At 34.5% G+C, this 25,090-nt stretch carries 26 protein-coding genes and 1 pseudogene; 12 read left to right on the top strand and 15 right to left on the bottom strand.

What is annotated here, in order from left to right:
• Window positions 1–120: 120 nt before the first annotated feature.
• From IE051_RS09850 to IE051_RS09840, 3 genes are all read left to right on the top strand, one after another.
• Window positions 121–552 (top strand): hypothetical protein, encoded by a 432-nt coding sequence (locus IE051_RS09850; protein ID WP_189360610.1) that lies wholly within the window; start codon window positions 121–123, stop codon window positions 550–552.
• A 239-nt stretch (window positions 553–791) separates the two neighbouring features.
• Window positions 792–1,472, top strand: a complete 681-nt coding sequence (locus IE051_RS09845; protein ID WP_189360864.1) for a uracil-DNA glycosylase family protein — start codon at window positions 792–794, stop codon at window positions 1,470–1,472.
• A 417-nt stretch (window positions 1,473–1,889) separates the two neighbouring features.
• Window positions 1,890–3,668: a hypothetical protein gene (locus IE051_RS09840; protein WP_189360609.1), complete on the top strand. Its 1,779-nt coding sequence runs from the start codon at window positions 1,890–1,892 to the stop codon at window positions 3,666–3,668.
• Here the strand turns inward: IE051_RS09840 and IE051_RS09835 are convergent.
• From IE051_RS09835 to ypfJ, 3 genes are all read right to left on the bottom strand, one after another.
• On the bottom strand, window positions 3,665–4,420 hold the full coding sequence (locus tag IE051_RS09835) for a DUF5995 family protein (protein WP_189360608.1): 756 nt from the start codon (window positions 4,418–4,420) through the stop codon (window positions 3,665–3,667). The genes IE051_RS09840 and IE051_RS09835 overlap by 4 nt on opposite strands.
• Before the next feature lie 171 nt (window positions 4,421–4,591).
• The gene (locus tag IE051_RS09830) at window positions 4,592–6,082 is read right to left on the bottom strand and encodes a pyridoxal phosphate-dependent decarboxylase family protein (protein ID WP_189360607.1); all 1,491 of its coding nucleotides are present in this window, start codon (window positions 6,080–6,082) and stop codon (window positions 4,592–4,594) included.
• A gap of 185 nt (window positions 6,083–6,267) precedes the next feature.
• On the bottom strand, window positions 6,268–7,167 hold the full coding sequence (ypfJ, locus tag IE051_RS09825) for a KPN_02809 family neutral zinc metallopeptidase (protein WP_189360606.1): 900 nt from the start codon (window positions 7,165–7,167) through the stop codon (window positions 6,268–6,270).
• Between the two features lie 335 nt (window positions 7,168–7,502).
• Here ypfJ and IE051_RS09820 point away from each other — a divergent pair, with 335 nt between their 5' ends.
• The 3 genes from IE051_RS09820 to IE051_RS09810 are packed head-to-tail and all read left to right on the top strand — an operon-like array spanning window position 7,503 to window position 9,228.
• A complete protein-coding gene (locus IE051_RS09820; protein WP_189360605.1) occupies window positions 7,503–8,792 on the top strand; it encodes a DEAD/DEAH box helicase in 1,290 nt (429 codons plus the stop codon).
• Window positions 8,793–8,798: 6 nt separating this feature from the next.
• Window positions 8,799–9,023, top strand: coding sequence for a DUF6500 family protein (locus IE051_RS09815; RefSeq protein ID WP_189360604.1), 225 nt, complete (start codon window positions 8,799–8,801; stop codon window positions 9,021–9,023).
• Window positions 9,004–9,228 carry a VF530 family protein gene (locus IE051_RS09810; RefSeq protein WP_189360603.1) on the top strand — a complete coding sequence of 75 codons (225 nt, stop codon included), beginning with the start codon at window positions 9,004–9,006 and terminating at the stop codon, window positions 9,226–9,228. Before IE051_RS09815 ends, IE051_RS09810 begins: the two co-directional genes overlap by 20 nt.
• A gap of 70 nt (window positions 9,229–9,298) precedes the next feature.
• Here the strand turns inward: IE051_RS09810 and IE051_RS09805 are convergent, their stop codons facing one another.
• From IE051_RS09805 to IE051_RS09755, 12 genes and pseudogenes are all read right to left on the bottom strand, one after another.
• Window positions 9,299–9,607, bottom strand: a complete 309-nt coding sequence (locus IE051_RS09805) for an EF-hand domain-containing protein (RefSeq protein WP_189360602.1) — start codon at window positions 9,605–9,607, stop codon at window positions 9,299–9,301.
• 101 nt (window positions 9,608–9,708) lie between these two features.
• Window positions 9,709–10,659 carry a sugar phosphate isomerase/epimerase family protein gene (locus tag IE051_RS09800; protein ID WP_189360601.1) on the bottom strand — a complete coding sequence of 317 codons (951 nt, stop codon included), beginning with the start codon at window positions 10,657–10,659 and terminating at the stop codon, window positions 9,709–9,711.
• Window positions 10,660–10,677: 18 nt separating this feature from the next.
• Window positions 10,678–13,356 carry a chondroitinase-B domain-containing protein gene (locus tag IE051_RS09795; RefSeq protein WP_189360600.1) on the bottom strand — a complete coding sequence of 893 codons (2,679 nt, stop codon included), beginning with the start codon at window positions 13,354–13,356 and terminating at the stop codon, window positions 10,678–10,680.
• 232 nt (window positions 13,357–13,588) lie between these two features.
• Window positions 13,589–14,041, bottom strand: a complete 453-nt coding sequence (locus IE051_RS09790; protein ID WP_189360599.1) for a tRNA (cytidine(34)-2'-O)-methyltransferase — start codon at window positions 14,039–14,041, stop codon at window positions 13,589–13,591.
• Window positions 14,041–14,256 (bottom strand): hypothetical protein, encoded by a 216-nt coding sequence (locus tag IE051_RS09785; RefSeq protein WP_189360598.1) that lies wholly within the window; start codon window positions 14,254–14,256, stop codon window positions 14,041–14,043. Before IE051_RS09785 ends, IE051_RS09790 begins: the two co-directional genes overlap by 1 nt.
• 7 nt (window positions 14,257–14,263) lie before the next feature.
• On the bottom strand, window positions 14,264–15,028 hold the full coding sequence (gene trpA / locus IE051_RS09780; protein ID WP_189360597.1) for a tryptophan synthase subunit alpha: 765 nt from the start codon (window positions 15,026–15,028) through the stop codon (window positions 14,264–14,266).
• Between the two features lie 102 nt (window positions 15,029–15,130).
• On the bottom strand, window positions 15,131–16,312 hold the full coding sequence (trpB, locus tag IE051_RS18725; RefSeq protein WP_308427722.1) for a tryptophan synthase subunit beta: 1,182 nt from the start codon (window positions 16,310–16,312) through the stop codon (window positions 15,131–15,133).
• A 33-nt stretch (window positions 16,313–16,345) separates the two neighbouring features.
• Window positions 16,346–16,939, bottom strand: a pseudogene (locus IE051_RS18720) (phosphoribosylanthranilate isomerase); the annotation flags it as partial.
• A gap of 17 nt (window positions 16,940–16,956) precedes the next feature.
• On the bottom strand, window positions 16,957–17,742 hold the full coding sequence (trpC, locus tag IE051_RS09770) for an indole-3-glycerol phosphate synthase TrpC (RefSeq protein WP_189360595.1): 786 nt from the start codon (window positions 17,740–17,742) through the stop codon (window positions 16,957–16,959).
• Complete coding sequence (trpD, locus tag IE051_RS09765; protein ID WP_189360594.1) at window positions 17,739–18,734, bottom strand: anthranilate phosphoribosyltransferase; 996 nt, start codon at window positions 18,732–18,734, stop codon at window positions 17,739–17,741. Before trpD ends, trpC begins: the two co-directional genes overlap by 4 nt.
• 190 nt (window positions 18,735–18,924) lie before the next feature.
• A complete protein-coding gene (locus IE051_RS09760) occupies window positions 18,925–19,491 on the bottom strand; it encodes an anthranilate synthase component II (RefSeq protein ID WP_189360593.1) in 567 nt (188 codons plus the stop codon).
• A 1-nt stretch (window position 19,492) separates the two neighbouring features.
• The gene (locus IE051_RS09755; RefSeq protein WP_189360592.1) at window positions 19,493–20,899 is read right to left on the bottom strand and encodes an anthranilate synthase component I family protein; all 1,407 of its coding nucleotides are present in this window, start codon (window positions 20,897–20,899) and stop codon (window positions 19,493–19,495) included.
• Window positions 20,900–21,190: 291 nt separating this feature from the next.
• On the opposite strand from IE051_RS09755, the gene IE051_RS09750 reads away from it, so the two are divergent.
• The 6 genes from IE051_RS09750 to IE051_RS09725 all read left to right on the top strand — a co-directional run bounded on the left by IE051_RS09750 (window position 21,191) and on the right by IE051_RS09725 (window position 24,772).
• Entirely contained in the window at window positions 21,191–21,733 is a 543-nt protein-coding gene (locus tag IE051_RS09750) for a TlpA family protein disulfide reductase (protein ID WP_189360591.1), read from the top strand.
• Window positions 21,734–21,829: 96 nt separating this feature from the next.
• The gene (locus IE051_RS09745) at window positions 21,830–22,447 is read left to right on the top strand and encodes a thioredoxin family protein (RefSeq protein ID WP_189360590.1); all 618 of its coding nucleotides are present in this window, start codon (window positions 21,830–21,832) and stop codon (window positions 22,445–22,447) included.
• Between the two features lie 96 nt (window positions 22,448–22,543).
• Window positions 22,544–22,861 carry a rhodanese-like domain-containing protein gene (locus IE051_RS09740; protein WP_189360589.1) on the top strand — a complete coding sequence of 106 codons (318 nt, stop codon included), beginning with the start codon at window positions 22,544–22,546 and terminating at the stop codon, window positions 22,859–22,861.
• A gap of 68 nt (window positions 22,862–22,929) precedes the next feature.
• Window positions 22,930–23,271, top strand: a complete 342-nt coding sequence (locus tag IE051_RS09735) for a rhodanese-like domain-containing protein (protein ID WP_189360588.1) — start codon at window positions 22,930–22,932, stop codon at window positions 23,269–23,271.
• Between the two features lie 413 nt (window positions 23,272–23,684).
• Window positions 23,685–23,954, top strand: a complete 270-nt coding sequence (locus IE051_RS09730; RefSeq protein WP_189360587.1) for a hypothetical protein — start codon at window positions 23,685–23,687, stop codon at window positions 23,952–23,954.
• Window positions 23,955–24,511: 557 nt separating this feature from the next.
• Window positions 24,512–24,772, top strand: a complete 261-nt coding sequence (locus IE051_RS09725; protein ID WP_189360586.1) for a hypothetical protein — start codon at window positions 24,512–24,514, stop codon at window positions 24,770–24,772.
• Window positions 24,773–25,090 lie beyond the last annotated feature (318 nt).

The following is a 25,090-nucleotide window of genomic DNA, read 5'->3' as shown; positions in this document are numbered from 1 at the left end:
AATTGAAACCTATAGGTTTAAATGCAACATTTTTATACACAATTACACCAAAAACAATTTGGGAAGATAAAATTATATTGTACATTCGTTAAACTAACAACCAGAATAAACTTTATAATTATGAACAAAACTTTTTTATTAGTAGTATGTTTTATTACTTGTTTTACAGTCAATGTTTTTGGTCAAGCCAGAAGCGAGTTGAATATTGGGTTAATAGGTGTTAATTACGAAATACCTGTGCACAAAGATATTACTATCGCACCTGGGGCTTCAACCAGTTTAGACTTTGATTGGATAACATTAAATGTGAAAGGAAATTATTATTTTGATAATTTATTTGATTTAACTGCTGAGGCTTGGGATGTATATGGTGGTGTAGGTGCAGGTTATGCCATTTATAGTGGAAGTGGTAATACCAGTAGCGGATTTGATATTGGTCTCCATGTTGGTGGACGATGGTTTTGGAATGACAAATGGGGTGTATATTTAGAGCTTGGAGGCGCCAGTACTCAAGGTGCAACAGGCGGTATTGGTGTGACAATGAAACTGTAATATACCAGATAAATAAAAAGATAAAAAAGAGCTTCATAATTGAAGCTCTTTTTTTTTTCCTGTTTTTCATTGAGTTCATAGCTGGGGTGTTATGACTTAATGTAGTCAAAGGAAGCTTGTGCTTTCGTATTAGCTCTTTCAGGAATATACTACCATAAGATACTTTGTTTTTTGAAAGCTTATAATTCATGAGGCATTTGGATTGTATTTAATAAAATGCTTGTATTTTGGTACTTATAATGTTCAAGCACATTCATCCATATAAGCCTTTTATAAAAACAGATACCACAAAATTAATAGTGGGTACGCTGCCACCTCCGAGATTTTCAACGGGTGCATTATTAGAAAAAGATGTAGATTTTTGTTACGGCAGTTATTACAATTCGCTGTGGTTATTTATTGATGAAATTTATAATTTGAATTTGAGATATAATAATTCTCAAGAAGCTATTGAAGAGCGCAAACAGTTTCTAATTAAAAATAAGATTGGCGTTTGTGATATCGTTGCTAGCTGTGAACGGGATAAAATAGATGCTTCTGATTTGGGGATGAAAAACATTAAACTCCGAGATATTATTTCTTATTTAAAAGCGTACCCCAAAATAGAAACCTTATTGTTTACTGGTGGTAATAGTAAAAACGGACCTGAATATTTTTTTAGAAAACATTTGAAAGATCATAATCTGAAATTGAAATTGATTTCAAATGAAGTACCGCGAATACATGAATTTCTTTTGCCAAACAAACGCACAGAAAATTATAAATCGCCTAGAAAAATTAGAACGGTTTCTTTAACCTCAAGCTCTGGAGCTGCTAATATTTCTATTAGTAGATTACCTCTTTACAAACAGCTAAAGGCTAGTATTCCTGGTTTCAACACCTTTGATTTTAGAGTGATGCAGTATAGTGCGTTTTTGTAAAAGGTTTGTTTAGGATATGAATATAAGGTGGTTTTATTTTAATGCATAACGATTAAAAGGAATTTGACCGATTGGGGATATAATGATAGATTGGAACACGATTAAATTGGTCTTAAAATACGTTTGACATTACCCTACTTATAATACTATCAAATTAATATGAGTTTCTTTTAGAACATGACGATTCATTGTGATATAGCTATCTTAGTGTTTTGGAAAATAATAGTATTAAGATGATAAATTAAACTTTAGGAATTACAAAATATTATGTACGGTACTTGTTCCCGTCCTTACTTGTAGAATAAAAATTGAAATATGATGATTTTTAAAAATAACAACAGATTGCTACAATGTTTTCTCTTTATATGCCTAGTAATTCCAATGCTTGTCCAAGGCCAAGAGTCAGAAATTCGATCTATGGATGATATAGTTGAACAGACGGTCTTACCTCATCTAAGGGCATTGATTCATAAGCTAGATAACGAACGATTGGACTTTGAGTTAGACGGTGTAAGAACATTTGATAAGCCTCATAATTTTCTGCCTGGAAAAATAGCCTTAGGGTTTTCATACCTTATTTTAGCTACACCAAAAACTGCCCCAGAGTTTGATACATATATACACAGTTACAACGATCTGGCTAAAATGACTTTAGATATGGATAATGTCAAGTGGGGTGCATATTATTATATGTTGGCTATTTACCGTTTGCAAGAGGCGGGTTTGTTAGACCAGGTGTTGGATAAGGATACACTTGAGATATTGAAAGTTAAATTGGACTGGCGGAAATTTGTATCCATTCCCGAATATAAACTGCAAGAAGGTGTGCCTACAAACTATTATGGCGTTGCCTTTTCTATTGCCCGGCTGCGGTTTCTTATGGGCTGGGAAACTGAAGCTGGGAGTAATAAGTTGCTAGAAATAATGCTCAGTCATATTGATGAGCATTCAGGGGTATATGGGTTTTCTGATGAAACAGAGGGTGAAGGACGTTTTGATCGCTATAGTATCGTACTGATTGCTGAACTGTGTGCTAGATTTCTGGATACAAATGCTGAGGTTCCTAAAATGCTCAATGAACGCATGCGTAAATCAGTAGATTTTATTTTGCCACTTATGAATCAAACCGGGGCAGGTTTGCAATACGGTAGAAGCATTGGGCCTTATGGCGATGGAATTTTTGGAGAAATTTTATCAACGGCAGCTATGATGGGGATTCTTTCGGTAGAAGAAATGGAGGCAGGATACGCGTTTCAGACTAAAGTGACCGAACGACTGATGAATTTTTGGTACGACTCAGAAATGCAATCCATAAATTTTTGGGAAAATGGACGTCTAACAGATCCCTATCGCAACAAATCTCGCATTCTTGATGAAAATTTGAGTTTAATTCATCAACATCTTTCAAGTTATAATTTTTGGAAACAACTTGGATATACGAGCAAACGCCCTGGTTCTGAGTTTAGCTCATGGTTAATGACCCTACCTAGATATAATTTCACGTGGTTTGCAAAGGGTAAGTATGAACGAGCACACTTAACAATTCGAGACAATAATCAGGTAATCGAACTTCCTATGGTAGGAGGGGGAAAGGGGTTTCATGAAATTAATTCATATTTCCCTATTCCATATTCCATAGATATGGTTCAAGGTAGTCCCTTTAGGAGATACCCACAATTGCTTCCGCAGTTAACCTTAGAAGATGGTGTTGTAGTTGAGCCGCTCTCGTTTTTTAAATCTATCAGGACAGAAGAAGAAGGATCAAAGCTTATCGTTCGGATTAAGCAGGTTGAACTTGATAGGGTGAAACTATCCGATGGGTATTGGAGAGAACGCATACCAAAGCCCGAAAATCGTATTTCTGTGGAAACAACCTATGTGTTTGATTCTGGAAGTATGACCAGAACGGATTATATTACTCCTAATAAACCACTCAAGAATGTTACCCTTTCTATGGAGTTTGCCGGTTTCTCTACGGATGGGGTTGTTAATGGCAATACTGTAAATTATGGTGATGGCGTTGTTCAATCCTTTGAAACTAAGGGTTATCAAAACATTACTGTAGAACCTCTTGAGATGAGTACTAAATATGCTTCTCCTGTTGGTGCCATGTCTTCGCTGGTAAAGGTATCATCAAAACTGGATAACTTTTCTGAGCCTATTACCGTATCATGGACCTTGAACTATCAAAACTAATCTGCCTTTAATTTAGAAATAATGGTGCGCACATCTTTAGTTTCAAATTTTTGCATGAGTCGCAATAAAAACGTAATTATTCGTGAATTAGGAGCTTGTATAAGTTTGCTCAGCTGAAGAACAACATGGTCTATTTTATGAATCGCTTCTTCTTCATGACCTTCGCCTAATGACCAAATGAGATTTGCTGAATTCCAAGATTGCTCTCGTGCTTTTCTCATGCTAAAATCAATAATCTGTTCATCTTTGTTCCTGCCAATGACGTCAAGAATAAACATTAGGGGTGACACCCTACTAAGTCGACTTTGTAACTCGTTAGTTATTTTTTGAAGAATGTCGTTAACCTTATTGAAATCGGCTTCAATGTTACTAATTTCAAGACCAGTCATGATTTTTGCGGTAGAAACACCAAGGTCTAGGTTGATATGTGCGTTCATGCCTAACAAGATGTGTTGTAAAATGGTTAGTGGTTCAGTAGCTTGGCTAAAGGCATAAGCCCAAACAGCGCTTACCGTTTGCCCATTTTTAAAGTCTCGGTAAGCATCCAGATACATGTTAGCAAAAGCCACATCTAGAATTTCTAGGCGCTGATTATCCTCAAAATTACCTAAAGCAATTTCTGAAGCAATCTCAGCCGTTGTCCGTCTGTAGATATAAGCAAATAGTCCCAATCTACTGTTGGAAGCTATACTCTCATCAATTATGGCGTCAAGCTGCTCTAGGACTTGCTGTATGTTAGTTGCGCGTGGCATGGTTTAAATATATTAAATAGGTCTTTGCTTGGCGTATTTGAGTGTTTAAGCTTATAATTTAGTAAATAAAAAACAAAAAGGTAATCAGTGGGTCTATGAATCATTAGTGCGGTAGAAGAAATCTAACGCGTGGATTCTTTCAGTTTTACTATGGTTGGGTTTTCACAAGGGTTATTTTTTAAATTTTTGCCCCAGTATTTCTGAATGCGTCTTTCTTCCTTCTCTAATTATTATTTTAATAATTTCTTCAATGTCTTTCTTTGTGGTTCTAAAATTGACGACACAAGCTCGTAAGGCGTACATTTCTTTTATAACAGCATTAGATAAAAACAACTCACCACCAGTTTGTAATTTATTCAATAATAGTTCATTTAGTTTGTTTAAATATGCTTTGTCCTTTTCACCCTTTGTTGGAACATATCTAAAAGTGGTTATACTTAAATTTTGAGAAATAGCCTCTAGTTCAGTATGTTCTTTAGCGAGTCTAAACAATAACTCTGAGAGTTCAATGTCTTCATTTATGAGTTTTTGATAACCACTTTTGCCAACTTGCTGTAATGATAACCAAACCTTTAAAGCTCTAAAGCCCCTTGAGTTTTGAAGCCCATATTCATAAAAATTTTGAGCAATTTCGTCTTCACTAGTGGTGAAGTTATAATATTCAGGATGAGAGCTATAAGTGTCTATCAAATGCTGAGGGTTTTTAACCAAAGTACAACCCGCTTCAAGAGGACTGTATAACCATTTATGCGGATCAAGAGCAATGGAATCTGCTTCAGATGCGCCATCAAATAAGTCTTTGTATTTTGGTATAATTGCAGCCGGAATACCATAGGCTCCATCAATATGAAACCATAAATCATATGTTTTACAAATGGCGGAAATTCCTTTGAGATTATCAACAACGCCAGTACTTACATCTCCAGCAGTTCCTATTACCATTATAGGTTGACAATTATTGTCCAGATCCTTTTTAATGGTTTTTTCTAGAATTACATTGTCCATTCTATTTGAAGCATCCGTTTGAATCCAACGAATTGATTTGGTGCCTAGACCAAATAAAATTACAGCTTTCTCAATCCAAGTATGCGTGGTTTTAGAACAATACACTGTGAGTTTTTTGGATGTGTTTGATAGGCCGTTTTCCTTTATATTTTTAGGTGATTTAGCTGTCCTGGCAGCTAAAAACGCTGTAAAATTAGCCATATTTCCACCGCTAACTAGTAACCCGCCGTAGTCTGTGGAAACACCGATAAATTCTGCCAACCATTGAATGGTTTGTTTTTCAATCTCTGTGGCCATAGGGCTTAAAATATGCGCACCAACGTTTGGATTGATAGATGCTGCTAATAAATCCCCTAAAGCTCCAATAGGAGAGGCCGACGACGTTATATATCCCAAAAATTTAGGATGCCCATTAAATAATGAATGATTAAGTAATAGATCCGTTGCTCTGGTTAATAGTTCTTTAGCAGGAATACCTTTTTCAGGTAAATGAGTGTTTCCTAATATATGTTGCAACTGACTTGGACTTTCGTTGGGTGTTAAAGGTTTATTCTTAATGTTTGCAATAAAATCAGAAATATCATCAATTAGTTGATGTCCTATTTTTTGAAACTCATCTTTGTCGATTTCAATGGAATTAACTCTGTTTTCTGTCATAATAGTATGTTTGTCCTAAGGTGTTACTACAATCTGAAGAAGAATTATTTTAATGTTTGAAATCTAAAAGTTAATCCTTAATAAGTCAGTCGTTTCAGATCGTTTGAGCTTAGTGGAATTCCATATCTCTAATTGTTTGAACGCTATGATTGACTAATAAATGAAATTAAAAATAATTCCTTTCATTACAGATTGGTTGTGTTAAATGTATCGCCTTGTGAAATATCACCTGTTTCAAACCCTTTCTTAAACCAACGCATGCGCTGTTCAGAAGTGCCATGGGTAAATGAATCTGGCACCACTCTTCCTGATGCATTTTTTTGTAAACGGTCATCTCCAATGGCATTGGCAGCATTTAAAGCTTCTTCTAAATCTCCGGTTTCCATCATTTGGGTCATTTGTTGTGAATGATGCGCCCAAACCCCCGCAAGAAAATCGGCTTGAAGTTCTAATTTAACAGAATACTTATTGTATTCGGTTTGACTCACTTGCCCACGTAATTTATTCATCTTATCTGTAATTCCCATAATTTTTTGAATGTGGTGCCCTACTTCATGAGCTATAACATAGGCTTGAGCGAAATCACCTGGAGCATTCAGTTTGCGCTCCATGTCATTAAAAAAGCTTAAATCGATATAGAGTTTTTCATCTCCTGGACAGTAAAAAGGACCAGTGGCACTTGACGCATTGCCGCATGCCGAAGACACAGAACCTGTAAAAAGAACTAAGGTTGGGTTGCGGTAATTATTTAAAAGGCTATTCCATACGTCTTCTGTATTTGCAAGTATGGTGGCACTAAAGGCAGCCAATTCATTTTCTTTTTCAGACCCCTGATACGGTGTTGAGGATTCGGTTAGCGGTGCACCGCCAGTAAAGAACTGACCCAAGATATTCAAAGGATTATTACCCGTTGCAAAGGATACAACTAAAAAGATACCAACAATAACTAATCCCGTTTTTGAAAACAAAAGCTTAATTAATGGGCCTAATAGCATAGGATTAAAACCACCTAATCCACGTCCGGGACTGCTTTGCCCTCGTCTGTCATCAATGTTTGAACTTCTTCTTCTACCACGCCATTTCATAATACTTCTTTTTTTTATTAAAATTTACCATTCCAAGTTAGTTATAATTTAAAAGCGAGTAAAGTATATTAATAAAAAAAAGAGAATTTGAATAACTTAAGCAGGGGCCATGGCTTACAAGTTATCTGTTTTTATTAGAAGGCCTGTGTGTTTTTGGTAGGTTGTATAAAGTAAGTGTGTTTACTGATTGTTTTTGTTATAAAATCAAGCGGATGAGATAAAAAGGGGCACTCCATAAAATAAGCGTACATTTGCGGCTTAATAGAAAAAGGGGTGATATAAGAATTGCATTGTCATCTCAACAAGTCTTTTACGGACTATCTCAAACAATTTATATGTCATTTAACTCTTTAGGCTTATCCGAGGCCCTGCTAAAAGCGATTAGCAAAAAAGGATATACAACCCCAAGTCCAATTCAACAGAAAGCCATTCCACCGGTGTTATATGGACACGATGTATTGGCGTCTGCACAAACTGGAACCGGAAAAACAGCCGGTTTTACATTACCGCTATTACACCTTCTTTCTGAAAATCCGAAGCAAAAATATAGACCAATACGAGCCTTAATCTTAACGCCAACACGTGAGTTAGCAGCGCAAGTTTATGCTAATGTTAGAGAATATAGCGAGTTTTTAAATTTAAGGAGTGCCGTTATTTTTGGTGGTGTAAACCAAAAACCACAGGCCGCAACCATTCGTCAAGGCGTTGATATTTTAGTAGCAACGCCAGGTCGTTTATTAGATTTACAAAATCAAGGTCTATTATCATTAAAACGAGTTGAAATATTTGTTTTAGATGAGGCAGATCGTATGCTAGATATGGGTTTTTTAAGAGATATCGAAAAGGTTATTAAAAGTATGCCGGAGAAACGTCAGAATTTGATGTTTTCTGCAACATTTTCAAAAGATATTAAAAAATTAGCTCACGGTATTTTAAATCATCCCGTTCAAGTGGAAGCAACTCCTGAAAACACCACTGTTGATGCCATTAATCAAAAAGTGTACAGAGTAGCTAAAGGTTTAAAAACGGGCTTGATTATTAAATTGATTTCTGAAGGTGACTGGAAGCAAGTCCTGGTTTTTACAAGAACAAAGCACGGCGCAAACAAACTTTGTGAAAAAATGGGCAAAGCTGGAATTACGGCAGCAGCCATTCATGGAAACAAAAGTCAGGGTGCTAGAACGAAGGCGCTATCGGGTTTTAAAAGTGGTAGAGTTCGGGTATTAGTAGCCACAGATATAGCAGCAAGGGGATTAGATATCCCACTGTTACCACACGTGATAAATTTTGAACTACCTAATATACCGGAGGATTATGTGCATAGAATTGGTAGAACGGGTAGAGCAGGAGCAAAAGGAGAAGCCCTATCATTGGTAAGTGCTGATGAGACGACTTTTTTACGAGATATTCAAAAATTAATCGAAATCAAACTTCCTGTTGAGGTTGTTGAAGGTTTTGAACCCGATCCTAATGCTTCTACGGCACCTATTAAGCAAGGCCAGGGGCGTAATAGAAATAATTCAAGAAAAGGAGGGAGTTCTAGAAATTCTAGGAACTCTGGACAAAATAAATCTAGAAGTAATGCGTCTAGGTCTTCTAGAGGAAGAAATGATAGAAGAAATTAATAGCTGATGCAACAGGTAATAAAAGATAAAATTATAGAAGTTTGTAATAAAAAGATCGAACAGAAAGGGGAAGGTGTTGGTGTCTCTTTTTATGCGTTTTTCAAGAATAAAAATGACAATCCAGAGTTGTTAATGGAAGCGGCGCAATGGTGGATTATGGAGCATAAGTTGGATCATTTTGAAAAAGCCTCAAAAATAAAAGATTTGGTAAATGGAGTCACAACCAAATAATCCTTTGCATGGTGTTAAGCTAGAACAAATTATTAATGAGCTTGTGGCACATTATGGTTGGGAATATATGGGCTATACCATTAATATAAAGTGTTTTACTAATAACCCCACTGTTAAATCTAGTTTGAAGTTTTTAAGACGAACACCTTGGGCACGAACAAAGGTTGAAAATATGTATTTAAAAATGCTAAAAAATAAGGGTTAAAAAGAATTAAATACATAAACAAAGGCTCAAGATTTTAACTTGAGCCTTTGTTTTTTATAGTTTAGATAAACTAGCCTTGCTTTTTCTTCTTTTTGTTTTTCGCTTTTTTCCAACCTTCTTCTAATTCTTCACGAGTCACCATACCATTTTCATCCGCATCTAAATGGGCGAAGTTTTTTTCTAATCTTTCAGCAGGTACCTCTTTTTTTCTTTTGGCAGATTTAAATTCTTCTAAAGAAATGGAACCATCTTTATTGGCGTCAAGCCTTTTAAACATTTTATCGAAGTCTGGTTCTTTCCTTTCTTGCGCGGACATTGAGAAGGAGCAAGCCAAAAAGATAATGGATACGATACTTAATTTTAAATGTATTGATTTCATTTTTGTATATTATTGTGTTTATAAACATTTGGACTATAAAAAGTTCAATTGGTTTAATGGGGGTAGGACTTATTTACAAAATGATAATGCGTGTTATACTGTTAAGCCTCTTCCCATAGCCGTTGTACAGTATCTAAATCTTTTTTCATGGCTTTATAAACATTTTTTTTATCGATTGAAATGGAGGTTTTTCCTTTTTCAGCCCCTCCTAAATCATATTCCAAATGTAAGCTTACAGGGACATTTATGTTATACGCTTTAAGCATGGAAAAATAAGTCTTAAAGTCTACCATACCTTCACCTATAGGTACATTAACCGGATGCCAAACACCATTTTTTTGACCCCATTTAAAATCTTTAAGGACAATGGTTTTTATTGATGATTGTATAAGTTTTAATCCGTTCTCCCAAGACAAGCCCCCTTCTACAGTCGCATGTCTAATGTCATATTGCGTTCCGAAATACTTAGAGTTTGCTGATTCTAATATTTTTTTAATTTCCCAAATAGACGCACCAATCGAATGACCTGCATGGTTTTGATAGCAGCCTACAATACCATGTTGGCTATTAAGAAGACTTAAGGCTTTGATTTTTTGTTGGTAAAACGCTAAATCAGCTTCCATTGCATGCTGGTCTCTATATTTAAACCAATTAGATCTGTAATATGCAACGCCTTGATTAGCGGCAGTTTTGATTATATTAATATCTGTTTTATTGGAAGCATCTGTTATGGCTGTAGTTATCATAGAACAGGAAGAGCCGCCTTTTTTGATGTCTTCAATAGCTCGTGGTAGGGTTTGCGTAACATCTTCTGGTAGGACATGTCCTTTTGGGCGAACTGTCAAATCTAATCCTTGAAAACCTATTTCTGCGGCTTTTTCGGCAGCGTCTTGAGGGCTTAAAAATTGTAAGTGTTTTGAAAATACATGGACTGATAAGCCCTTAGTATCCAATTTAGGTTTTAGTAAACTTTGGCCAAAAGTTGCAAAAGGTAAAAACCCCATAGCTAGAGCGGATTTTTTAGTGAATTCTCTTCTAGTTATGGGATTCATATTTATGGTTTTAAGTTTTTATCTAGATACAATAATCATTTTTGTCATTGATAACTTATTAGAACTATTAATTGTTACTATATAAGCGCCAATGGATACTGACTCTAAATTTAGTGAAAATTCAGTGATTGGCGTACTATTAATTTGTTCTAATACTTGACGACCATCAAGGCTATGCATGGTAACCGATGTAATACTTACTGATTTACTTTTGATGGTTAGAAAATCATTGACAGGATTAGGGTACATGCTGAGCTGATTAGCCAGTTCGTTGTCTTCCACCGCAAGTGAGGTTGCATCTCCAAAAAATTCAATCTCCCCTATAGCACTCCATGCACTTTTTCGTTCAGTACCATCAAATCTTCCATAACCAATAAGTTTTATGTAACGTGCTTCAGCATCCACTTCATATTGATTAAATTCGGTGGTTCCCGTAGCTGTTAATAATAAATCCCCTGTAGTTGGCAAGATCACTGAAAAATCGCCTGTTTCGGTTCCTGTTGTTGAAACTAAAATTTGAAAGCCAAAAGCATCACCCTTATTTGTCGTATTAAATTGTATAAAATCGAGATTGAAGTTACTCCCTAAGTCATAAATTATATATTCGCCATCTCCTTTGTAATCTCCACCTACAATGGCCCCATCATCAGCAGTCCAAACGGTTGTCATATTTTTGTCTAAAGAGTTCGTTGCCACTTCGTTTTTAGAGGTATTTTCTTTGGAAACAAAAAATACAGATACAGGATCATCAGCTGTTCCGGTATTTATTAAATTCATGCGTGGCGCGCCTTCTTGAGATACAGTTAATACTCTTTCAATATCATCACCTCCAGGAGCCTGCGTAAAAGTAACAGTGCCCTCTCTAGGGGTTAAACCAGGGTTCTCCGTAACTGATACCAAGACTGTGGCATCTCCAGATCCTGAATTGGTATCAATACTAATCCAAGAGTCGTTTGCACTCGCAGTCCAACTTACATTGGCATAAACCGATACGTTAGCACTTGAGGCTTCATAACCTTGTGTTGGCATAGTGCCAACGATTAATGATTCTGGTATTTCAATGGAACAATCACCATCAATAATTTTAGTTCCTTCAAAATTTAAAAAACAAGCACCAATACCATATCCAACCATAGCGTCTGTAGTTGGTGTGTAAGCACCCATGTCAGCACCTTTATTTGTAGCAGCACTACCTGAGAATGAAAATATTTCACCATTGGCAGTCGCCGTAATTCCTGATTCCTCAGAGAAACCTACAACTGTTTCTCCTAATACCGTGCCGGTATACACATTACCAGTATAAGTCAGGGCTGTTCCTAGATTGGCATAAGCCGTATCACTGTCTCCAGAAATGACATCAGATTTGTTAGGATTACCATCTTCAAAATAAATAAGGTTATCCGTTACATTCCCTGTAGGGTCATCTGAACCTTTGTCTTCATTGTAAAATAATGGAGCATTTGTGTTAATAATAGTATTTCTAGATAGATTAATATTCTTGGATTCTTGGTATCCGCTCGAGCCATCATCTGACGCGCAGGGTACATCACCATCTGCACTTCCGCCTATAAAAGTGATGCCATTATTCCATTTGGCATTATCTAAAACAGTAATACAATCTTGAATATAATTATTAGTTATAGTATGCTCACTGTCCGTAATTCTAATTCCTCCTGTACCGTCAACATTTTCACCTAAAAAATAATTCCCATCAACGGTGGCGTATGAACCATGCCTAAGCACCAAAGAGCCTCTACATCTTCTAAACGTATTGTTTGTAAAAGTGTTCCCTTTGCTTTTATTCGTAATAATTTCATTTTCGCCATCAGCTTGAACAAAATAGTTATTACTAACGGTAACGTTGCTATTTACCATTTGATACGAGCTAGTACCTATACGAATGGTTTCACTATCTCCAGAATTTGAATAAGGATCACCATTAGGTTTAGTATAAGGGTATAATTCTGTGATTTTTTCGTAGTTAAAGAAATAATTATTCAATATGGAATGTCCGACTACAGCACAACTGTTGTTTACGCCATCATCGCCATCAGGAAATGCATTATATGAATATTCACCAAGAATAATGGCCCCAGCAGTAGTTTTATTCATGAATGAACAATTAATAACACTGTTGTATGTACCGAATAATACAACCCATCTGTGCTTTGTAATCTGTTCATCAGCTAAATCCTCTTCTAATTCGCTGGGTTCTGCTGCCAATTCATCAATTACACAATTTTGAATGGTGCTATGATGTGCAAAATCAGTTCCATTTCTGAATTCAATAAAATTACTAGCACCATAACCACCTTTCCAATGGAAACCATCTACAACAAGATATTCACCAGTTGAGGTTTTTACACCATTCTCAGATTCACCACCAATGGTTAATCTAGGACCTCCTGTAAAAATAACGCCTCCAGGTGTTTCAGACCTAAAAACAACAGGTTTCTCTGCCGTTCCAGATCCAAGGAAAATCATACGTTCGTCGGAATCGTATATGCCGTCCTTTAAAATAATAAGATCTCCAGGCTGGTATTCCACATTTCGGAGGTCTTCAGGGTCATCAATATTGTAAATTTTATCTTGTGAAAAGGCATAATAATGTCCAATAAAAAATAAAGCGACTAAGTACATTTTTAAACGTCGGCCTGCAAATAAAGTAAGTTTAGATTTAGTAATTTTTAATTTCATCCTGGTTTAGTTTAAGTGGTAATCCAAATTGGTAATCCAATTTGGTCAACCAAATATAAATTATAGGAATGAATTTTCCACAATAAAAAAGGACCAATTGTTAAAAAAGAAGGTAAAATTTCGATAATTAACCATTTTTCAGGCAAAGCTGTAAAAGACAAAAAATATTTAAAACAAGAAAGAAGCTTTACTTTCCATCAGTTTAAAGGACTACTGATGAATAAAACGGTAATTAATTGATATGTTTTAATCCTTCATAAATTACAATACTGACGGCATTTGCAAGATTTAAGCTTCTTACATGTTGGCTGTATAGTGGGATTTTATAAAGTTTGTTGCTATTTGCAGTAATAATTGATTTTGATAATCCCACGGATTCCTTTCCGAAAACTAAGAACATATTGTCTTTGAATGGAATATCCCAGTGATTTTGGCTGCCATGGCTTGAAAGGAAGACCATATTAGCATCTTTATTTTGTTCGAAAAAGTGATTTATATTTTCATAATAAACGACTTGGAGATGTTGCCAGTAATCTAAACCAGCACGTTTTAAACGGGTATCATCTATTTTGAACCCAAAAGGTTTTACTAAGTGCAAAATTGAGCCAGAAGCTAAAGCTAGCCTTCCTATATTTCCCGTGTTATTTGGGATTTCGGGTTCTATTAATACAATATTAAGTGCCATTATCTTTTAAAAATTTTAAGTGTAATTAGCCATAACAATAAAAGAAAAGGAAAACCATGTAAAAGAATATCAAACCAGTCCATAAATTCCATCCCTTTGGCACCTCCATATACCCATTTTAATTTACCCCAAATATGTGGTTCAGGAAAAAATGGCGCAAGTCCTAGGGTCAAACAGAGTATTATTACAATTTTAAAGTCCTTAAAAATTTTCAATAATTTCTTAATTTAAAATAACATTCACAAAGTTGTCAATAGTATTGATACCTTGCTTAGTTACGTGTTTTACAAAAGCACTACCAATAATAGCACCTTTGGAGTATTTTGTGGCTTGGGTAAAGGTTTCATTATTACTAATTCCAAAACCAATAATTTGTTGGTTTTTTAAATTCATGTTTGCAATACGTTCAAAGTAGGCTGTTTGTTCTTCTCCAAAGCCAGATTGTGCACCTGTAGTACTTGCACTACTAACCATATAAATAAATCCATTTGAAATTGAATCGATATACCTAATACGTTCATCACTCGTTTGTGGTGTAATTAGGAATACATTTATTAAACCATATTTTTCAAAAATGGCTTGGTATTCTTCGTGATATACATCAACAGGTAAATCAGGAATAATTAACCCATCAATACCAAAGTCTTGACATTTTTTACAAAAGGCTTCAACGCCATATTGAAACATTGGGTTAAAATAGCCCATAATAATTAACGGGATATTTACCGTTTTTCTAATATCTTTTAATTGATTAAAAAGAACTTCGGTGGTCATACCATTTTTTAATGCTGCTGTAGAGCTATCTTGAATGGTAGGGCCATCAGCTAAGGGGTCGCTAAACGGAAGCCCAATTTCAATCATATCAACACCATTTTTTTCTAAATTTTCAATGATAGTTACAGTATCGTTAATATTAGGGTAACCTGCGGTAAAGTATATTGACAATAATTTTTTGTCTTCTTGTAGCTTACTTTGAATACGATTCATCTTATTTTATTTTGGCGTTTTCCCAACAGGAATGGAAGTTCTTATTAGCGCTAATTGCGCAGCATGAACATTCATTTCTTCTTTAACGCGTTACATTTTAATTTAAATTTTGAAATAATCAATATAGTTCTGTAGGTCTTTATCACCTCTACCAGATAAACTTACTACAATAACATCATCTGGCTTAAACGTTCTTTGACCAAAAATTGCCAAGGCGTGCGAGGTTTCTATAGCAGGGATAATGCCCTCAAGTTTTGAGAGTTCTAATCCAGCTTCCATGGCATCGCTATCTGTGATAGATAAAAACTCGGCTCTTCCTGTTTTTGATAAATGCGCATGCATCGGACCAACACCTGGGTAGTCTAATCCAGCTGAAATGGAATAAGGTTCAGTGATTTGTCCATCATTGGTTTGCATTAATAAAGTCTTACAACCATGAATAATACCCTCCTTACCCAAAACAGAGGTTGCTGCACTTTCTCCAGAATCTACGCCTAGACCAGCAGCTTCAACAGCAATAATACCAACTTCTGGCTCATGTAAATAATGATAATATGTGCCTGCAGCATTACTACCACCACCAATACAAGCCACCACATAATCTGGGTTTTCACGACCCTCATGTGCTTTTAGTTGCCATTTAATTTCTTCTGAAATAACTGCTTGAAAGCGGGTTACCATATCTGGATAAGGGTGAGGCCCAATGGCCGAACCTATAATGTAATGCGTGTTTACTGGGTTATTAATCCAATCACGAATGGCTTCATTTGTGGCGTCTTTTAGGGTACGACTACCTGATAATGCCGGTACAACTGTTGCTCCCAGCATTTTCATTCGGGCTACATTTGGAGCTTGCCTAGCGATGTCTATTTCTCCCATGTAAACAATACACTCTAAGCCCATTAAGGCGCATACGGTTGCTGTGGCCACACCGTGTTGTCCGGCTCCAGTTTCGGCAATAATTCTAGATTTACCTAAACGTTTTGCCATTAAAATCTGTCCAATAGTATTGTTGATTTTATGGGCGCCAGTATGGTTTAAATCCTCGCGTTTTAAATAGATTTTTGCGTTGTATTTTTCTGATAGTCGTTTTGCGAAATATAAAGGAGAGGGTCTACCAACATAATCTTTTAAAAGTTGATCAAATTCTTTTTGAAAATCTGGTTCTGCCATTACCTTGAGATAATTTTGGCGTAACTCTTCTACATTGGGATAAAGCATCTCTGGAATAAAAGCACCTCCAAATTCGCCATAATATCCTCTGTCATCTACGTTATAATTCATTGTTTTTTTATTATTCAATTTATTAATGAATTCTCTTAAAACTGAAGTGTTTTTAAGTCCAGGCTCTTTTTCAAATTTACTATTGACATCTAAAGCATAGCAATATTTTGATGCCTGACTTGCTTTGAAATTTTTAATATCCTCAACTTGATCTATACCAATGCCACCGCTTAAGAAGAATGGCTTTGAGGACGGATAGTTGTTTAAAAGACTCCAGTCAAAACGGTAACCATTGCCACCAGGAAGTTTGCCTTTAGTGTCAAACAAATAGAAATCACAAACGTTTTCATAAGCCTCTAAAATGTCAAAATTGAATTTGTCTTTGATTGAAAACACCTTAATAATCTCAATAGGTGTGTCGTTAGAAAACAACTTCGTTGAACGCAAAATACTGCAGTAATATGGTGATTCTTCACCATGTAATTGCACCGCATCCAAATTGAATTCATTCACTTTTTCAATGACCGTACTAATCTCTTCATTGACAAAAACACCAACTTTTTTAATGTGTTCTGAAATATTGGGAATCTTTGTATCAAAATGCCTGGGTGTATCTTCATAAAATATAAAGCCTAGATAATCTGGTTGCAACGCAGCAACCTGCTCTATATTATCTTGATATTTCATACCACAAATCTTTAGTTTCATAGCTCTAAATTTTTGATAAATTGTGTTGCATTTACTCCTGGGTTATCTGTTTTCATAAAGTTTTCACCTATAAGAAAACCTTGGTAACCAAAAGGTTGTAATGTTTTTATAGCTTCAACATTGCTTATGCCACTTTCTGATACCTTAACAAAGTCATCAGGAATCATGCTACTTAAACTTTTACTGGTTTCTAAACTAACCTCAAAGGTCTTTAAGTTTCTATTGTTCACCCCTAACATATCAAGACTAGGCATTACAGATTTATGTAATTCTTCCTCATTATGCACCTCTAAAAGGACGTCAAGATTTAGGCTTTTAGCAAACTCAGAGAATGCCTTGATTTCATCTCTTGATAAAATGGCTGCAATCAATAAAATAACATCGGCACCATAGGCTTTTGCTTCCAATAATTGATATTCATCAATAATGAATTCTTTTCTTAACAACGGCAGATTACAACTGGCTCTAGCTGTTAATAAATCATCCAAAGAGCCTCCAAAGTATTTCCCATCTGTCAACACCGACATACCACATACGCCAGCATCTTCATAGCCTTTGGCGACATCTTGTACATTTAAGGTGTTATTAATTACTGATTTTGAAGGAGACCTACGCTTATGTTCCGCAATAATACCTGTTTTACTCTGACGTAAATTATTTGCTAGGGATACAGTTGGTCGTTCAAAAAGAACAGATTGTTCTAATTGAGAAACCGGAATTAGGTTTTTACGAAGGGCTACTTCTATACGTTTATCTCGTGTTATTTTATCTAGTATATTCATGATTTACTTAACTCAATCAATTTGTCTAAACTTGTTTTTGCTTTTCCAGAAAACAAAGATTCTTTAGCTAATTCAAATCCTTTTTGATGTGAAATTTGTTTGCTTGTAGCTATAGCTAATCCTGCATTAGCACATACTACATTATTTTGTGCCTCTGTACCATTACCACCTATAATATCTACAAATATTTTTGCAGCATCTTCTACGGTGTCACCTCCAAAAATGGCTTCTTGCTTTATAGACTTTACACCTAAATCTTCAGGTGCGAATAATTTTTCAGTATGATTAGAAATAATTTTTGCTTTTCCTGTTAATGAGATTTCATCATAACCATCTAAAGCATAAACAATGTTGTAATTGCTATTCGTATTTTGGTATAAGAAGCTATATAGACGTAAAAGTTCTAAATTATAAACACCCAAAACATGATTATTAGGAAATGAAGGGTTTACAAGGGGGCCAAGCATATTGAAAAAAGTCTTAACGCCTAAAGCTCTTCTAATGGGTGCTACATTTTTCATTGCAGGATGAAATAATGGTGCGTGTAAAATACAAATACCAGCTTGGTCTAAACATCGCTTTAAAAAATCTTCCTCATTAGAGAATTTTACACCTAAATTCTCCATCACATTAGATGAACCAGAAGTTGATGATACGCCATAGTTTCCATGTTTGGAAACATTAACGCCAGCACCCGCCGTAATAAAAGAGGAAAGCGTGGAGATGTTGAATGTATTTTTTCCATCACCACCAGTACCCACAATATCGATGGCATTGAAATCACTAAGGTTTATGGGCACACAAAGTTCTAAAAGAGCATCTCTAAAGCCCTTTAATTCTTCAATGGTGATACTACGCATCATATAAACTGAAAGAAAACATGTTATTTGACTTGGGTTATACATATCGTTTGAAATGTTTACTATAACCTGTTTTGCCTCTTCAGTTGAAATGGTTTCGTGATTTATTAGCCTATTTAGTATGTCTTTCATTAACTACTTTTTTTTGTCATTCCCTCGAAAGCGGGAATCTATATTTATTTGTGTTCATTTTGTTTTGATACAAAACGAATCTAAAAATCAAGTCTAAACGAAGTATTTTTATGTCCTCCCGCGTTCTTCATAAATTCTGCCTTTTGACTTCTATTCTAAAATGTTATTTCCTTTTAGTGAATAGCAACTGCTAGTTATTTACCCAGTTTTCTAAAATCTTTTTTCCTTTAGGTGTTAAAACAGACTCTGGATGGTATTGTACGCCTCTAACATCATAAACTTTGTGTCTTAGAGACATCACTTGGCCGTTTTCATCAAAAGAAGTGGCTTCTAAAGTTTCTGGTAAATTTGGATTTACAACCCAAGAATGATAACGTCCTACCTCAATGTTTTTATCTAAATCCCTAAAAATGTATTCATCATCTACACTAATGGTCACTTGGGTTGCCACACCATGGTATACATCGTCTAAATTGATTAAAGAACCACCAAAAACCTCGCCTATAGCTTGCTGCCCTAAACAAACACCTAAAATACTTTTTGTAGGTGCATATTCTTTAATAATTGCTTTTAATAGCCCAGCCTCATCAGGTATTCCAGGACCAGGTGATAATACAATTTTATCAAAAGGAGTAACATCTTCTAAAGCTAATTTATCGTTTCTTACTACCGTAACGTCACAGTTTAAATCTTCTAAATAATGTACAAGATTGTATGTGAAACTGTCGTAATTATCTATAACTAATACTTTCTTCATCTTAAATATCTTCTGCTAATTTAATAGCTTTAGTTAACGCTCCTAATTTATTATATACCTCTTGTAACTCATTTTCTTGATTAGATTTAGACACCAAACCGGCGCCTGCTTGCCAATTTAATTTGTAGTCTTTGCTTAAAAAGGTTCTAATCATAATGGCATGATTGAAATTGCCATCAAAGTCCATAAATCCAATGGCACCGCCATAGAACGCTCTGCTGGTTTTTTCATATTGCTCAATCAATTGCATGGCTCTATGTTTTGGCGCTCCACTAAGTGTTCCCGCAGGAAAGGTATCTGCTACAACTTGCATGGTTGAGGTTGTATTGTGTTTTTGGCCTGTCACTTTACTTACTAAATGAATAACGTGAGAGAAAAACTGAACTTCTCGATAGGTAACCACCTTGACATCACTACCGTGACGACTCAAATCATTTCTTGCTAAATCTACAAGCATGACATGTTCTGCATTTTCTTTATCGTCTTTTTTAAGTTTTTCGGCTAGAGCCTCATCTTTTTGCTCATCGCCGGTTCTTTTAAAAGTACCTGCTATTGGATGAATTTCTGCCAAACCATCGTCAACAATAAGTTGAGCTTCTGGTGAACTTCCAAAAATTTTAAAATCTCCATAATCAAAATAGAAGAGGTATGGCGACGGATTTATACTTCTTAAAGCCCTATAAATGTTGAAGTCATCACCTGAAAATTCTTGAGAAAAGCGTCTGGATAATACCAGTTGAAAGACATCACCCCGCTGACAATGTTTTCGTGCTACTTCAACATGTTCGCGAAACTCATCATCTGTTAAATTAGATTTTATATCACCTTTTGAACTAAAATTATAGGAAGCAAAATTTTGAACATTTATTAATTTATCAATGGCATCTATATTGTTTTCTACCCCTTTATAACAATGGGCAAAAATATAAGCTTCATTTTTAAAGTGATTGATGGCAATAATGTTTTGATAGACCGCATAATACATATCTGGGATAACCACAGAATCATCTTTTTTGCTTATGTCTATATCTTCAAAATAGCGAACCGCATCATAGGCCGTATAACCAAATATGCCATTGTTTATGAATTTGAAATTTTCCTCAGATTTGGTGTCAAATCGCTTTGTGAAATTGTAAATTTCATCAACTACATTAACTTCATCTGTTATGTTTAACTCAGTACTACTGCCATCAGGGAATGTTTGAGAAATCACTTCGTTTTCAACTTTTATTGACGCAATGGGGTTGAAACAGATATATGAAAAGTTTTTGTGACTTCTATGGTAATCCCCACTTTCTAATAAGATACTATTAGGGAATTTGTCACGAATTTTATAGTAAACTGTAACAGGTGTTATGGTATCTGTTAAGATTCTTTTATGATGTGTATAAAGACTGAATTTTTTCATTTTGTTTTATTTGTTTCATTCTAAATTACTTCAGAACAAAGAAAAAGGCTTGTCGTGAATGACAAGCCTTTTGAATATTTTAAGTTATAAATATACTAGGATTTTACTTCACGAAGATTAGTTTCGAAAGCACCACCACCAAGTATTATTTAAGATATTATTCATTTTAAATTTTTTACTTTGCCAAATATAGAAATGAAAATAGTATTACGCAAAACTTCCATCTACTTTTTATTTAAATGTTTGTTAAACTATAAGATTTTCAATGAAGTATTATTTAGTTTTATGCTTATGAAGTTAAAACTGTTATTTATTGCCATTTTATTAATGGTGAGTTGTGGGAAAAATAAAAAGGGTAATGACATCTCAGCCTCAGAAGTTGAGCCAATTGAGCATGTCGAGACTAAAGCAATTGATATTCCATTAGAAATTTATGATTATGCTGGTTTAGAAACCTTTCTGAATTTGAAGGACGATAAGATTCACGTTGTTAATTTTTGGGCTACTTGGTGTGCCCCTTGCGTGAAAGAGTTACCTTATTTTGAAAAATTAAATGATGCTTATAAAGAAAAAGGCGTAGAAGTCATGTTGGTGAGTTTGGATTTTCCACATCTTTATGATAAAAAACTGAAACCCTTTATAGTAAAAAATAACCTGCAATCTAAGGTTGTTGCTTTAGATGATGCAGATATGAATGCATGGATACCTAAAGTTGATGAGAGTTGGTCTGGATCAATACCAGCGACAGTCATCTATAAAAATGGAGACAGCCATTTTTATGAGCAATCATTCACCTATGAAGAATTGGAAAAGGAAGTTAAAAAAATGCTGTAACTGTGGACGTGGACAGTCTCTAGTGATTGAGGTTAAGCCAATTACATGTTAAATACCCTCAAAATTAAAGTTAAACAATTTATAAATTAAAACATCATGAAAAAATCAATCAAATTAATGTCTGTTGCTATTCTAGTATTGTGTTTAAGCGCCTTTACATTGAATATAGGAGCAGGTGAAGGTTATAAAGTTGGAGATAAGGCCGAAGATTTTTCACTTAAAAATATTGATGGCAAAATGGTTTCGCTTAGCGATTATAAAGGAGCCAAAGGTTTCATAGTGACCTTTACCTGTAATACATGTCCATATGCGGTAATGTATGAAGACCGCATTATTGCATTAAATAAAAAATATGCGCCTATGGGTTATCCGGTAATAGCTATAATGCCCAACAATGTTGCCGTAAAGCCTGGTGATGCCTTGCCAGAAATGAAGAAGAGAGCAGAAAAGAAAGGGTTTGATTTTCCTTATTTAATTGATGCTGATCAAACTGTTTATCCAAAATTCGGGGCAACTAAGACCCCTCATGTATTTGTTTTGGAAAAAACGAATTCGGGAAATATTGTGCAATACATTGGTGCAATAGATGATAATTATAAGGATGCTTCTTTAGTAAGAACCAAATATGTAGAGCTGGCAGTTGATGCTTTATTGGGCAGTAAAGAAATTAAGGAAAAAGAAACCAAGGCTATTGGTTGCAGTATAAAAGTTTGAGTTTTAATTAGAAAAATTGAAATGTAGTAATACTTTCGGTTTTGTTTCGTCTATACTATGAGAAATATTAATTTTGCAATTAAAAATTAAACACACATGGAAGATTTAACACAAGAGGAGTGGGCAGAGCAATTAGTGAATGATTCTAATGCAGTTGTACTGGATGTAAGAACGGATGCCGAGGTTGCTGATGGTATTATTCCGAATGCCCTTCATTTCGATATATATAAAGGTCAAGAATTCATAAATGAAATTGAAGACCTCGATAAAAGCAAAAATTACTACGTGTATTGTAGATCTGGAAACAGAAGTGGTAAAGCTTGTCAAATCATGGAACAATTGGGTTTTGAAAATACGTACAACCTTGAGGGTGGTATGTTAGATTGGACTGGCGAAGTAGTAGATTTAGAATAGTTTTAATGAAAAAATATGGTATATACCTATGCGTTGCTTTAAGCTTTTTAGTTTTTAGTTGCCATCAGATGAAATCTCAGGAGGGTGTAACTAATGTTGATTCTGAAAAATTTAATACGCTAATTTCTAATGGTAATGTCCAACTTATTGATGTGCGTACCCCAAAGGAATATAGAGAAGCTCATATTGAACAAGCTGTTAATGTCGATTTCTTTTCAAAGGATTTTTCAGAACAACTAGGTGGTTTTAATTCTGATGAACCTGTCTATATATATTGTCGATCAGGTAAGCGCAGTGGTAAAAGTGTAGCCCAATTTCAAAAAGCTGGATTTAGGCAAATCTATAATTTAGATGGCGGTATATTAGGTTGGATCTCTGCAGAGCTTCCTGTTGAAGAATCTGAAGAGTAATTCTAAATCATTTTTAGTGCTACTTTGGATCTGTAATATAAGAAGTGCTGCATAAGCTCATAGACTCTTTGTTTATTCTTCAAACGCTAATCTGTTTCTAGCTTCCTGCTACTGGTAGGTCTTGGATACTCTTTAAATTGATCTTTTTAATATTTTCTAAAGTATGCAGTTATTTTTATTAGAGCTCAAATAACCATGTTTTGCACAATGGATTTATTGAATTTTATTCCCATATGTAGTTCGTCGGATTTTATAACGAGCTTTAATAATTCAACTAATTTTTGAGTTATTCAACCTTTAAATTTTATGCCAACACACTGTTTCTCTATCTTTATTCAAAGTTTAATAATTATTTAAAAATAAGGGTTTAAAAGAGTCTTTTAACGAGGCTTTAATTATAAATTAAATTGAATATGGATAACGGTTATATTATTTTAGGCATTATTGCATTATTATTTTTAAGCATATATGGATTCTCATATCTGTCTGTTGCTAGAGAAAAAATGGCAATGAAGAGAGACAAGAATAAGCAATTACAAAAGGATGCATTAAGACGTGAGCGAAGACTTAAACATCAAGCTATAATTGATGAAAAAGTTAGAAAGTTTAATGAACGTAAAGAAGAGATTAAAAGAGAGCTTCAATTGCTAGAACAATCTAAAATGCAACAAAAAGTGAGCTAGTCTTTTTGTGTTTGAATAACATATATTAAGCCTGTATATTTTATATACAGGCTTTTTTAGTTTTAATTAGGATTTGGAATGGGGTTATTTCAATCGATTCAACCTCGCAGATATTAGAGCAAAATACAAACAGTTGTTATATTACTTAATGGTATTTAAAAACATCAACTATTAATTATTAGAGCCATTAAAAAACGAAACTGTTTTGCGTTCCCCGATAAAGGGGAGTTTTTAAAAATGGAATAATACTGCGAATGAATTAAAAACAAAAGGGTTTAAGATAGCAGTAAGTGATTTACTAGAACATACTGCCATTAATACTGGGTTTGATCTAGCAGTTTATTATTATTATTATTATTATTATTAAAATTTAAAGTTATGGAAAGCAAAAAAGTTTACTAAAGTTTACAGAAATAGAGAATATAAAAACAGCAAAAAAGGTTAAAAAATTCGCAAAAGAAAACCCTGATTTGTATTATTAACTTTGGAAAAGTATTGCTGAAAGGCTTGGTAAAAGCTATGAAGAAGAATTAGGCGAAGAATTTAATCTTACAAATATGTTAGTTGCCACAACAGATGACCTCACTATTATAGACGATGTTAGCAATACAACTTATGACACAAATCACAATATAATTACTGGTTGTAACCACAATTACCTAATAGAGAATAGACATTTCCCATCAATGAGCGCCATTATAGAAGAAACAAAATTATCTAGACAACCAGTTTATAATAATCTCAAAACTGGATTAAAAGCAAAACATAATAGTCTAGTTCAGGGTGAAAATGAAATTATGACAATGAAGGCATTATAGAAACTATATTTGATTACAGTTGAAGATAACAACGCTACAGCATTGAATCATTTTATACTGCTTTCAGGAACGGGATACAGAATACAACAAATATTAATAATTATATTCAGATTAATAATCTTAAAATATCTAATGAAGAATTTAATAAACTTCCTAAAGAAACTTTAATGGAAGTGGAACAGATAATTTCAAATAGCCTTAATAAACCAACTAACTGAAAATGACTTACAGAATTAATTTATCTTTTTTAATTATATTTATTTAACGAAATATGATAATGAGAAATACGAACCTAAACAATATAAGACTTACACATGG

Origin of the sequence: Algibacter mikhailovii, assembly GCF_014651495.1 — a bacterium.
Lineage (GTDB): Bacteria > Bacteroidota > Bacteroidia > Flavobacteriales > Flavobacteriaceae > Algibacter_E > Algibacter_E mikhailovii.
The sequence above is the reverse complement of the archived record's forward strand: the minus strand, read 5'-3'. Positions and strand labels throughout refer to the sequence as shown.

Excerpts from the sequence above, each read along its gene's own strand:
- IE051_RS09850 (WP_189360610.1), top strand. The coding sequence starts at position 121 with ATGAACAAAACTTTTTTATTAGTAGTATGTTTTATTACTTGTTTTACA.
- IE051_RS09845 (WP_189360864.1), top strand. The coding sequence starts at position 792 with ATGTTCAAGCACATTCATCCATATAAGCCTTTTATAAAAACAGATACC.
- IE051_RS09840 (WP_189360609.1), top strand. The coding sequence starts at position 1,890 with ATGGATGATATAGTTGAACAGACGGTCTTACCTCATCTAAGGGCATTG.
- IE051_RS09835 (WP_189360608.1), bottom strand. The coding sequence starts at position 4,420 with ATGCCACGCGCAACTAACATACAGCAAGTCCTAGAGCAGCTTGACGCC.
- IE051_RS09830 (WP_189360607.1), bottom strand. The coding sequence starts at position 6,082 with ATGACAGAAAACAGAGTTAATTCCATTGAAATCGACAAAGATGAGTTT.
- ypfJ (WP_189360606.1), bottom strand. The coding sequence starts at position 7,167 with ATGAAATGGCGTGGTAGAAGAAGAAGTTCAAACATTGATGACAGACGA.
- IE051_RS09820 (WP_189360605.1), top strand. The coding sequence starts at position 7,503 with ATGTCATTTAACTCTTTAGGCTTATCCGAGGCCCTGCTAAAAGCGATT.
- IE051_RS09815 (WP_189360604.1), top strand. The coding sequence starts at position 8,799 with ATGCAACAGGTAATAAAAGATAAAATTATAGAAGTTTGTAATAAAAAG.
- IE051_RS09810 (WP_189360603.1), top strand. The coding sequence starts at position 9,004 with ATGGAGTCACAACCAAATAATCCTTTGCATGGTGTTAAGCTAGAACAA.
- IE051_RS09805 (WP_189360602.1), bottom strand. The coding sequence starts at position 9,607 with ATGAAATCAATACATTTAAAATTAAGTATCGTATCCATTATCTTTTTG.
- IE051_RS09800 (WP_189360601.1), bottom strand. The coding sequence starts at position 10,659 with ATGAATCCCATAACTAGAAGAGAATTCACTAAAAAATCCGCTCTAGCT.
- IE051_RS09795 (WP_189360600.1), bottom strand. The coding sequence starts at position 13,356 with ATGAAATTAAAAATTACTAAATCTAAACTTACTTTATTTGCAGGCCGA.
- IE051_RS09790 (WP_189360599.1), bottom strand. The coding sequence starts at position 14,041 with ATGGCACTTAATATTGTATTAATAGAACCCGAAATCCCAAATAACACG.
- trpA (WP_189360597.1), bottom strand. The coding sequence starts at position 15,028 with ATGAATCGTATTCAAAGTAAGCTACAAGAAGACAAAAAATTATTGTCA.
- trpB (WP_308427722.1), bottom strand. The coding sequence starts at position 16,312 with ATGAATTATAACGTAGATGACAGAGGATATTATGGCGAATTTGGAGGT.
- trpC (WP_189360595.1), bottom strand. The coding sequence starts at position 17,742 with ATGAATATACTAGATAAAATAACACGAGATAAACGTATAGAAGTAGCC.
- trpD (WP_189360594.1), bottom strand. The coding sequence starts at position 18,734 with ATGAAAGACATACTAAATAGGCTAATAAATCACGAAACCATTTCAACT.
- IE051_RS09760 (WP_189360593.1), bottom strand. The coding sequence starts at position 19,491 with ATGAAGAAAGTATTAGTTATAGATAATTACGACAGTTTCACATACAAT.
- IE051_RS09755 (WP_189360592.1), bottom strand. The coding sequence starts at position 20,899 with ATGAAAAAATTCAGTCTTTATACACATCATAAAAGAATCTTAACAGAT.
- IE051_RS09750 (WP_189360591.1), top strand. The coding sequence starts at position 21,191 with ATGAAGTTAAAACTGTTATTTATTGCCATTTTATTAATGGTGAGTTGT.
- IE051_RS09745 (WP_189360590.1), top strand. The coding sequence starts at position 21,830 with ATGAAAAAATCAATCAAATTAATGTCTGTTGCTATTCTAGTATTGTGT.
- IE051_RS09740 (WP_189360589.1), top strand. The coding sequence starts at position 22,544 with ATGGAAGATTTAACACAAGAGGAGTGGGCAGAGCAATTAGTGAATGAT.
- IE051_RS09735 (WP_189360588.1), top strand. The coding sequence starts at position 22,930 with ATGAAATCTCAGGAGGGTGTAACTAATGTTGATTCTGAAAAATTTAAT.
- IE051_RS09730 (WP_189360587.1), top strand. The coding sequence starts at position 23,685 with ATGGATAACGGTTATATTATTTTAGGCATTATTGCATTATTATTTTTA.
- IE051_RS09725 (WP_189360586.1), top strand. The coding sequence starts at position 24,512 with ATGTTAGTTGCCACAACAGATGACCTCACTATTATAGACGATGTTAGC.